This is a genomic window from Mycolicibacterium sphagni (assembly GCF_002250655.1).
GTDB classification, from domain to species: Bacteria; Actinomycetota; Actinomycetes; order Mycobacteriales; family Mycobacteriaceae; genus Mycobacterium; species Mycobacterium sphagni.
In genome coordinates, this window is sequence record NZ_NOZR01000051.1 from 1 (window position 1) to 9,639 (window position 9,639).

Below are 9,639 nucleotides of genomic sequence, written 5' to 3' on the forward strand. Positions count from 1 at the left end.
CCCAGACGGTGACGGTCACGACGGAACCGCCTCCGCCGCCGCCGCCACCCCCGCCAGCAACGACGGAGGCACCACCGCCTGTGACCACGACGACGGCCCCACCGGCCCCGGCCACCACGCCGACCACGCCGACCACGACGACGACTCCGTCCGGTCCGCGCCAGGTGACCTACTCGATCACCGGGACCAAAGCGCCCGGCGACATCATCTCGGTGACCTACGTCGACGCATCGGGCCGCCAGCGCACCCAGCGCAACGTCTACATCCCGTGGTCGCTGACGGTGACCCCGATCTCGCAGTCCGATGTCGGCTCGGTCCAGGCGTCCAGCCTGTTCCTGGTCAGCCGGCTGAACTGCTCGATCACGACCAGCGACGGCGTGGTGTTGTCGTCGAATCAGAACAACGCCGCGCAGACTAGCTGCTGATGGCGCGCGAATCGGAGCTTCCGTTGGCCGGGGCTACAGACGAAGACGGGCGATCGCCGGAGACGGTGGATCGCCTGCTGGTCGGGGTTTGCGGGGCGATCTGGCTGGTGCTGCTGGCCGTGACGGTCATCGCGGTCGTCGCATTGGTCGACATGAGTCGCGGCCACACCGCCGGCGGCGGTTCGCACACCCCCTGGCTGCTGTACAGCATCATCATTGTGTCGGGGCTGATCATCGTCGGTGCGATCCCACTGTTGATCCGGGCCCGGCGCACCGCACTGGCCGATGCCCGGTTGGCGCCGTCCGAGCCGGTGAAGGCGACAGGGCTGCCACGGCCGACTACGGCTCCAGCGGCCCCTGCGCGCGCCACAGAGGTGCCGACGGAGAAGCTGAAGGTGTTCGGCTCGACGGTCGACCCCTATGAGCGTTTTCAGCCCGACTTCGCCCAGTCTTCGGCGTCGCGGCGAGCCGATCCGCTGATCCCCGCCACCGAGCTGGACCGGTTGTGGCTGCGCTGCACGGTAATGCTGGCCGGCGCGATCGGCTTGGCCCTGGTTGGGACTTCGACCGCGACCTATCTGCTGGCAGTGGACAGCGAGACCCCGGCCTGGGTGGCGTTGGGCCTGGCCGCCGTCATCACCATCGCGATGCCGGCGATCCCGGTGACCTACTTGCGTCAGCTACACGGCGCGGTAGCGGCGGCTGCGCCCGCGGAATAGCAGTCGTCCATTAATTCTGCGGTCGGTGCATCGACCCTGATTGTTCCTACAAACGAAAGAGCCCCGGACCCTTAGGGCCCGGGGCTCTTTCGTTTGTCGATTCTCAGTGGTGGCCGTTGCCGTTGCCGTTCCCGTTGGTCTCGCCGTCCTGCCATTCGCGCAGTGCGGTGAGCGCGCGGTGCTCGGAGGCGTGTGCGGCCTCGTTGAGCGCGGCATCCTCGGATGCCGGGTCCGCGGTCAGGAAGCTGCCGGAGCCGGTCTTGCCGCCAGAGCCCAGCTTGTTCATCCGCTTGGGCAACGCCGCACCCTGGTATTCCAGCGGGAGCGGGTGGCCGTGGTCGTCGACTGGGCCCAGCGGCTGGTGCAGCTCGATGTAGGCACCGTGCGGCAGCCGCTTGAGGATGCCGGTCTCGATGCCGTGCTCGAGCACGTCACGGTCGCTGCGCTGCAGACCGACCGCCCACCGGTAGGCGATGAAGAACACCAGCGGCGGCAGCACCAGCGAGCCGATGCGGCCGATCCACGTCGTCGCGTTCAGCGAGATGTGGAACTTCAGCGCGATGACGTCGTTCATCGCGGCCAGCGTCCAGACCATGTACAGGGAGATCGCCATGGCGCCGATCGCGGTACGCGTCGGAGCGTCACGCGGGCGCTGCAACAGGTTGTGGTGCGCGGTGTCCCCGGTGAACTTCTTCTCCAGGAACGGGTAGGCGATCAGGAGCCCGAACACGATACCCATGGACATCGCGACCCAGAACGCCGCGGGGATCGTGTGGTGCCAGAAGTACAGCTCCCACGGCGGGAAGATACGGGCCAGGCCTTCCGTCCACATCATGTAGAAGTCGGGCTGGCTGCCTGCCGACACCTGGGACGGTTTGTAGGGGCCGAGCTGCCAGATCGGGTTGATCTGCAGCAGACCGCCCATCAGGCCCAGGATGCCAGTGGTCACCGCGAAGAACGCGCCCGACTTGACCGCGAACACCGGCATGACCCGCACGCCGACGACGTTCTTCTCGGTGCGGCCGGGGCCGGGGAACTGGGTGTGCTTCTGGAACCACACCATCGCCAGGTGAACACCGATGAGCGCCAAGATGATTCCGGGGATCAGCAGGATGTGCAGCGCGTACATGCGGGGGAGCATCGTGCCCACTGCGCTGCACTGGTAGCCCAGGCCGCCGCAGGGGAAGTCACCGCCGAACAGCGCCCAGTGCAACCAGGTTCCGACGATCGGCACGCTCATGCTGATCGACGACAGCGCGGCGCGCAGGCCGATGCCGGACAGCAGGTCGTCGGGCAGCGAGTAGCCGAAGTAGCCCTCGAACATGGCCAGGATCAGCAGCAGTGAACCGATCACCCAGTTGGCTTCGCGGGGTCGGCGGAAGGCGCCGGTGAAGAAAATGCGCGCCAGGTGCACCATGATCGACGCCGCGAACAGCAGCGCGGCCCAGTGGTGGACCTGCCGCACGAACAAGCCGCCGCGGACCTCGAAGCTGATGTCGAGGGTCGATGCGAACGCCTTGGACATCTCGACGCCCCGAAGGGGTTGGTAGACACCCTGATACGTCACGTCGGCCATCGACGGGTCGAAGAACAGCGACAGGTACACACCGGTGAGCAGCAGAACGATGAAGCTGTACATGGCGATCTCGCCCAGCAGGAACGACCAGTGCGTGGGGAAGACCTTGTTCAGCTGACGGCGGACTGCAGCTGAAGGGTGGTAGCGGGAGTCGATGGCCTCACCCTGCGCGGCCATGACATCGGCGAGTTTCGGACTCATGATGTGCGCTCCCAGAATGCCGGGCCGACGGGTTCGGCAAAGTCCCCGTTGGCGACCAGATATCCGTCTTGATCAATGGTAATGGGCAACTGTGCTAGTGCACGTGCGGCCGGACCGAAGATGGGCCGCGCGAAATGCAGTGCGTCGAACTGTGATTGGTGGCACGGGCACAGGATGCGGTACGTCTGCTGTTCGTACAGCGAGGCCGGGCAGCCCAGGTGCGAGCACACCTTCGTGAAGGCGAACAGCTCGCCGAAGTTGAAGCTCTCCTGGCCCTGGCGCTTGACCACCTTGGTCATGTCGGCCGGCTTGATGCGGATCAGCATCACCGGGTTGCGCACGCCCATGGCGATTTCCGCCAACCGCTCGTGGCTTTCGACGGTGGTGCCGTCCCCATCGCTGGCACGCCACGGGAACACCGTCTCCATGCCGCCGGCGTCGATGTCCTCAGGCCGCATCTTGACGAAAGGGGACTGGCCCGGCAGGCCGGTGGCCCGTGCGAGATAGATGGTCTCGCCGGCGAAGCGCGGGGTCCAGCCCGACGTCCACAGCACTGCCTTCTTGCCTTCGGCGGTGGGAACGACCGGCTTCCACGGGTTCTTGATCAGACCACCGATGAATGCGACCAGTGTGCCGGCGCCGAACGCGCCGAGTCCGATGCCCAGTGACAGCCCAACGAGCTTGCGCCGCTTGATGGTCGAGGCTTCGAGCGCATCGGTGAGGTTGGCCACCACGGTCTTACGCTCGATCTCGGCGGAGGCGCCATCGTGGCGGTCCTGGATCGAGATCTCCTCGGGGATGAACTTCTTCTGGTAGAGCACCGCGCCGATGCCGATCGCCAGGACCGACATACCGAATGTCAGCCCGTAGAGCGGGGTGGCGAATTCGGACAGCGAGGTCTCGTTCGAGCCGTCCCACTGCCACGGCCAGAAGATGAACACCAGCAGCAGCGCCAGGCCGAAGAGGCCGCCGAGCAGCAACCAGATCGCCACCAGGCGTTCGGCGCGCTTCTCGGCCTTGGTGCCCTCGACCGGCCAGCGCGGCTCTTTGAGGATGGTGGTGACACCGTCGATATTGCCGCCGAGCTCGACCAGTTCTTCCCGCGACATTTCCGCGAGCTGCTCGTCGGTAGGCCGGTTCACGTCACTCATGATGATCTCGCTCCGATCCACAGCGCCGCCGCGATGACGGCGACCATGCCGATGATCCAGATCGCCATACCTTCGGACGACGGTCCGAAGCCGCCGAGGCCGTAGCCGCCGGGATCCGGTGCGCGGGTGGCCATCCGCACGTAGGCGACGATGTCGCGCTTTTCCTCGGGCGAGAGCTGGCGGTCGCCGAACTTGGGCATGTTCTGCGGACCGGTCAGCATCGCGGTGTAGATCTGCGCGGGGGTGGCCGGCTCGAGCTCGGGTGCGTACTTACCCGACGACAGCGCGCCGCCCTTGCCGGTGAAGTTGTGGCAGGAGGCGCAGTTGAGCCGGAACAGGTCGCCACCGCGGGCGACGTCGTTGCCGAGCAGCGAGTGGTCGGCGACCTGGCCGTTGGCGTCGCGCGGAACCAGCGGGCCGCCGCCATTGGCCTGGACGTAGGCACCGAGCGCGTCGATCTGGGACTCGTCGAACACTGGGTCCTTGCGCGCGGCCTGGGCCTCGCCGCGCATCGCCGGCATGCGGCCGGTGGAGACCTGGAAGTACACCGCGGCCTCGCCGACACCGATCAGGCTGGGGCCGCGACCCTCAACGCCTTGAAGGTTGGCGCCGTGGCAGGTGATGCACGAGGTGTCGAACAGCTGCTTTCCGGTGCGCAGCAACGCCGACTGCGATTCGTCGGCCACCGCGACCTGCGGAGTGGGCGTCAGCGTGGCGGCCAGACCGCCCGCCAGCCCGAGGCCGACCACCAGCAGCACCGCTCCGGTCAGGCGGCGACGAAGTCGGCGACGCGACTTGTCGCTCATCGGAACCCTTTGCCCCGATCTCTTGAGCATCGAACCCCTTCTCATCAACGGATGAAGTAGATCGTCGCGAACAGGGCGATCCACACGATGTCGACGAAGTGCCAGTAATAGGACACGACGATGGCCGCAGTCGCCTGGGCAGGCGTGAACTTGCTCATCGTGGTGCGCAGCAGAAGCAGAATGAAGGCCACCAGACCACCGATGACGTGCAGGCCGTGGAAACCGGTGGCGAGGTAGAAAACGCTGCCGTACGAACTGCCCGGGATGGTCGTGCCGTGAGTCACCAGGTGGTAGTACTCGTAGCCCTGTCCGCCGACGAAGAACGCGCCCATCAGGAGCGTGATCAGGTACCAGCGGCGCAGCCCGTAGACGTCGCCGCGCTCGGCCGCGAACACACCCATCTGGCAGGTGAACGACGACGCGATCAGCACCAGGGTCACCGGAACCGCCTGATACAGGTTCAGTTCCGTCGGCGGCGGCGGCCATACCCCGCCCGACTGAGCACGGGCAGTGAAGTACATCGCGAAGAGCCCAGCAAAGAACATCAACTCACTGGAAAGCCACACGATGGTGCCAACACTGACCATATTCGGTCGGTTCAGCGAATGTACGCGCGATGTGATCGCAGTTCCCGAGGTGCCAACAGCGCTCGTCACATCAAGAAGTATGACGCTTTGTAGTTGTTGAGGTACAGCCAGGGGGCGAATTCGTCAGAACTCTCGGCTGACCGGCCTGTGGAGTACGTATGCGGCATGGGAACATCGGCGCGTGACTCACCCCGATTCCGCGCCCGGCTCCGGCTTGCCGAATTCGTCATGGCCGCAGGTCCTGGACCGGTTGACGGCCAGCCTCGAACTCGAAGAGGGGCAGGCCGGCTGGGCAATGGACCAGATCATGTCCGGCGCCGCGACACCGGCTCAGATCGCGGCCTTCGGCGTGTCGATGAAAATGAAGCGCCCGACGGCGGCCGAAGTGCGTGAGCTCGCCGACACGATGCTGAAATACGCGCGCCTGGTGCCCACCGAAGTGATCGGCACCGAGACCGTCGACATCGTCGGCACCGGAGGCGATCGCGCCAACACCGTGAACCTGTCCACGATGGCCGCGATCGTGGTCGCCGCCGCCGGGGTGCCGGTGGTCAAGCACGGCAACCGCGCGGCGTCGTCGAAGAGCGGCGGCGCCGACATGCTCGAGGCGCTCGGCGTCCGCATCGACCTGGGTCCCGACGAGGTGGCCCGCAGCGTGGCCGAGGTGGGCATCGGATTCTGCTTCGCGCCGGTGTTCCACCCGTCCTACAAGTTCGCCGCACCGGTGCGGCGCGAGATCGGCACGCCGACGGTGTTCAATCTGCTTGGCCCGCTGACCAATCCGGCCAGCCCGCGGTCCGGGCTGATCGGCTGCGCGTTCGGGGACCTGGCCGAGGTGATGGCCGGGGTGTTCGCCGCCCGCCGGTGCAGTGTGCTCGTGGTACACGGCGACGACGGGCTCGACGAACTGACCACCACGACCACCAGCACCATCTGGCGGGTGCAGGCCGGGACCATCGACAAGCTCACGTTCGACCCGCTGGGTTTCGGGTTCCCCCGGGCGCACATCGGCGAACTGGTCGGCGGGGAGGCCGAGCAGAACGCACAGTCAGCGCGCGCGGTCCTGGGCGGTGCGCAGGGACCCGTACGCGACGCGGTGATCCTCAACGCGGCGGGCGCGATGGTCGCCCACGGCGGGCTATCCAGCCGCGCCGAATGGCTGCCGTGCTGGGAGGACGGGCTGGCCCGCGCGGCCGAGGCGATCGACTCCGGTGCCGCCGAACAGCTCCTGGCGCGTTGGGCTCGGTTCACGCAGCAGCTCTGAGTCCAGTCGTTCGGCTTGCTCGGCGGCCAGCCGCGCGGAACGCGCGGTGGCCGCCCAGGGGGCCCAGGGGCCCGCTGAATGCAGCGGCGACGCTAAACCTGTTGTAGCGCTGACGATTCGGATACCCGGCGTGTTGAGCCAGCGGGCGATGAGAGACGTCTCTTCGACGAGTGCCCCGCCCAGCGGAGCGGGGCGGGACAGGATCGTCTGCGCGCCGGCCTGCAGCGCGGCGACGACGGGCATGGGCGGCACGCCGCGGCGGGCCATGCCCGCCGCGGCGAGCTGCCCGCGGCGCACGACCGCGAGCTGCCAGCCGCCCGCGCCGTCCGGCGCGGCGGCGATGAGTTCTTCGACAGAGGTCAGAGCGCGTAACCGCTGGCCGCGCCACAGCACGTCGACGGCTGCGGCGATGTGATCGCGCAGCCGCGCCGCGCTTTCGTAGCGAGCTCGCCCCGCGAGCTCCCCGACCTGGTCCACCGCCGCGCCGAGCGGAGCGTTGTCCAGCCCGTCGATCAGCGCCGCCGCCCGCAGTGGGGCAGCGGCGTAGTCCGCGGCTGAGATCCCGCGCGGCGCGGGGCATCCCGCGACTTCCCGCTCGGGACAGGCCGGGCCGTGTTCGGCGCTGCGCCCGATACGGGTTGTGCAGGTGCGCACGCCGCTGAACCGGGCGAGCAGGTCGGCGGTGTCGGCGGCATCGGCCCGCGACCGGAACGGGCCGATCGCACGGTCGTGACGCGGCTCGCGGACCACCGAGAGCCGGGGGAACGCCTCGCCGGTGAGCACCACCCACCACCAGCGGTGCGGGAAGCGTGAGCGCCGGTTGTACGGCGGGGCGTGCGCGGCCAGCAGTCGCAGCTCGCGCACCCCGGCCTCGAGCGGGTGGGCGCATTCGACGTGGTCGACTTTGGTGGCCAGGCCCACCATCTCTTTCATCCGCCCGCGCGGGTCAGCACCGGTGAAGTACTGGCCCACCCGGCGGTGCAGATCGGTGGCGGTGCCGATATAGAGCACCTCGCCCCCTGCGCCCCGGAACAGGTACACCCCGGGTCGGTGTGGCAGGTGGCGGGCCAGAACCCGTTTTCCGCGTTGGGCATTGGAGATATTGGGCAGGTACCCGCGCAGATCGGTATAGGTGTGCACGCCCTGATTGCCGACCCGTTCGATCAACGCGTGCAGCACGTCGACGGTGGCGCGGGCGTCATCGAGGGCGCGGTGGGTGGGCTGGGTGGCGGAGCCGACCAGCCGGGCCAGCGCGGCCAGCCGCACGCTGGGCGCTTCCTCGCGGGTGAGCACCCGGCGGGCCAGGCGCACGGTGCACAGCACTGGCGGGCGCGGCCAGGGGATACCGCACTGCTCGGCGGCCGAGCGCAGGAAGCCTATGTCGAAGCCGGCGTTGTGCGCGACGAGCACGGCGCCGCGGGCGAACTCCAGGAACATCGGCAGCACCGTGGCGATGGTGGGCGCGTCGTGCACCATCGCCGTGGTGATGCCGGTCAGCTGCACGATCTGCGGCGGGATGGATCGTTGCGGGTCGACCAGGGTGGCGAACTCGCCGAGCACCTTGCCGCCGCGAACCTTGACCGCGCCGATCTCGGTGATGGCGTCGCAGGATCCGTCCGCCGAGGCGGTGGCGCGACCGCCCGTGGTCTCCAGGTCGACGACCACGAATGTGGTCTCCCGTAGCGAGGCGTCGGCGGCCGGGTCGACGTCGGCGAAGCTCAGCTGCGCGTCAACCCGGTGCGCAGCACCGGAAACCGCCTCTGGGGAGCCCGCCACAGCAGTTGACGGTAGGCGCGGGCACCGACAGCACCCGTGATTTGTCGGGGGTGCCGGTTACCGTGCGGCCAACAGGATGAGAAGGAGACCCGAGATGGGAATGGAGCCAGCCGAACCAGTCGTCATCGACTGTGACGACTGTGCGGTGCGCGGCCCAGGCTGTCGCGACTGCGTGGTGAGCGTATTGCTCGGAGTGCCGGAGACTTTGCTGGAAGATGAGCGGGCGGCGCTGGAGGTGCTGGCCGAGGCTGGTTTGGCGCCGCGGCTGCGGCTGGTGCCGATCCACCGGCTCGGGGGCTCGGGCCTGGCCAGCTAGTGGCCTGATAGGTTGGTTGGCAGGTTGTGACTGGTGTGGTGGTTGTGGCTGAGAGTTGCGTGAGAACCTTGTTCTCCGTTGGACAACGCCGATGCCATTTCGTAACCTATCCGAGACCTTAGGCACGCGACGCCCCCACGTCGGCGGCACTTACAGGAAGCGCAATCTTGAGCTTTGACCGCATATACCTGACTAAACGCGTTTTCAAACGCCCTCTAGTTGGTGGGATTGCAGGTCTGGCGATCTTCTCCGCCGTTATCTCCGGTTCGGTGCACGCCGACCCTGCCGAAGACGGTGTGGCCAAGCTCAATGAACTCTCACGGCAGGCAGAACAGCTCACCGAGTCGATGCATTCCGCGCAGCTTGATTTGGACAAGAAGCTGCAGGCCGAGAGCATTGCCGAGAAGAAGCACACCGACGACCTGGCCGCCGCCGATGCCGCGAAGAGCCAGCTGGCGACCTATCAGGGCGCGGTCGACAAATTTGCTGCCGCGGTCTACATGGGTGGTCGTACGGACGGCTTCAACGCCATCTTGACCGCTGAGTCGCCGCAAGGCCTGATAGACAAGATGGCCGTTCAGCGTGTGATGGCCACCGAGATGTCGGCTCAGATGCAGAGCTATCGGCAGCTCAACGACCAGCTTCGCCAGGACGAGGCCGCGTCGGCCAAGTCGGCCGACGACGCCAAGACGGCCGCCGAGCAGGCCGCAGCGGTCCGGGCCGACTTGCAGAAGAAGCAGTCGCAGCTGCAGATCCAGATCGCCGCCGTGAAGTCGCGCTACCAGACACTGACCCCGGAGCAGCGCACGGCGCTGGCC

General features: G+C 67.5%; 9 protein-coding genes and 1 pseudogene. 5 read left to right on the forward strand and 5 right to left on the reverse strand.

Going from position 1 to position 9,639, the window contains the following annotated elements; translation table 11 throughout:
• A partial coding sequence (locus tag CG716_RS29190) for an MmpS family transport accessory protein (RefSeq protein ID WP_234818094.1) occupies positions 1-425 on the forward strand: 425 nt, incomplete at its 5' end.
• Positions 425-1,144 (forward strand): DUF2561 family protein, encoded by a 720-nt coding sequence (locus CG716_RS29195; protein WP_094484636.1) that lies wholly within the window; start codon positions 425-427, stop codon positions 1,142-1,144. The genes CG716_RS29190 and CG716_RS29195, both read left to right, overlap by 1 nt.
• A 103-nt stretch (positions 1,145-1,247) precedes the next feature.
• Here CG716_RS29195 and qcrB read toward each other — a convergent pair whose 3' ends face one another.
• The 4 genes from qcrB to ctaE are packed head-to-tail and all read right to left on the reverse strand — an operon-like array spanning position 1,248 to position 5,534.
• Positions 1,248-2,921 carry a cytochrome bc1 complex cytochrome b subunit gene (qcrB, locus tag CG716_RS29200; RefSeq protein WP_094484637.1) on the reverse strand — a complete coding sequence of 558 codons (1,674 nt, stop codon included), beginning with the start codon at positions 2,919-2,921 and terminating at the stop codon, positions 1,248-1,250.
• Positions 2,918-4,072: a cytochrome bc1 complex Rieske iron-sulfur subunit gene (gene qcrA, locus CG716_RS29205; RefSeq protein ID WP_094484643.1), complete on the reverse strand. Its 1,155-nt coding sequence runs from the start codon at positions 4,070-4,072 to the stop codon at positions 2,918-2,920. Before qcrA ends, qcrB begins: the two co-directional genes overlap by 4 nt.
• Positions 4,069-4,878, reverse strand: a complete 810-nt coding sequence (gene qcrC, locus CG716_RS29210; protein ID WP_094484638.1) for a cytochrome bc1 complex diheme cytochrome c subunit — start codon at positions 4,876-4,878, stop codon at positions 4,069-4,071. Before qcrC ends, qcrA begins: the two co-directional genes overlap by 4 nt.
• A 44-nt stretch (positions 4,879-4,922) precedes the next feature.
• Positions 4,923-5,534, reverse strand: a complete 612-nt coding sequence (gene ctaE, locus CG716_RS29215; protein ID WP_094484639.1) for an aa3-type cytochrome oxidase subunit III — start codon at positions 5,532-5,534, stop codon at positions 4,923-4,925.
• A 112-nt stretch (positions 5,535-5,646) separates the two neighbouring features.
• On the opposite strand from ctaE, the gene trpD reads away from it, so the two are divergent.
• Positions 5,647-6,729: an anthranilate phosphoribosyltransferase gene (gene trpD / locus CG716_RS31000; protein WP_094484640.1), complete on the forward strand. Its 1,083-nt coding sequence runs from the start codon at positions 5,647-5,649 to the stop codon at positions 6,727-6,729.
• On the opposite strand, the pseudogene CG716_RS29225 reads toward trpD, so the two are convergent.
• Positions 6,667-8,505: pseudogene (locus tag CG716_RS29225) on the reverse strand (DEDD exonuclease domain-containing protein); the annotation flags it as partial. The gene trpD and the pseudogene CG716_RS29225 overlap by 63 nt on opposite strands.
• A gap of 94 nt (positions 8,506-8,599) precedes the next feature.
• Here CG716_RS29225 and CG716_RS29230 point away from each other — a divergent pair.
• Together CG716_RS29230 and CG716_RS29235 are read left to right on the forward strand one after the other, a co-directional pair.
• Positions 8,600-8,821 carry a hypothetical protein gene (locus CG716_RS29230; protein WP_094484642.1) on the forward strand — a complete coding sequence of 74 codons (222 nt, stop codon included), beginning with the start codon at positions 8,600-8,602 and terminating at the stop codon, positions 8,819-8,821.
• 167 nt (positions 8,822-8,988) lie between these two features.
• Positions 8,989-9,639, forward strand: a 651-nt coding sequence (locus CG716_RS29235) for a coiled-coil domain-containing protein (protein WP_420093237.1), incomplete at its 3' end; no start/stop codon positions are given.

Bases quoted from the DNA above. Each gene is read 5' to 3' on its own strand.
- CG716_RS29195 (WP_094484636.1), top strand. From the start codon at position 425: ATGGCGCGCGAATCGGAGCTTCCGTTGGCCGGGGCTACAGACGAAGAC.
- qcrB (WP_094484637.1), bottom strand. From the start codon at position 2,921: ATGAGTCCGAAACTCGCCGATGTCATGGCCGCGCAGGGTGAGGCCATC.
- qcrA (WP_094484643.1), bottom strand. From the start codon at position 4,072: ATGAGTGACGTGAACCGGCCTACCGACGAGCAGCTCGCGGAAATGTCG.
- qcrC (WP_094484638.1), bottom strand. From the start codon at position 4,878: ATGAGCGACAAGTCGCGTCGCCGACTTCGTCGCCGCCTGACCGGAGCG.
- CG716_RS29230 (WP_094484642.1), top strand. From the start codon at position 8,600: ATGGGAATGGAGCCAGCCGAACCAGTCGTCATCGACTGTGACGACTGT.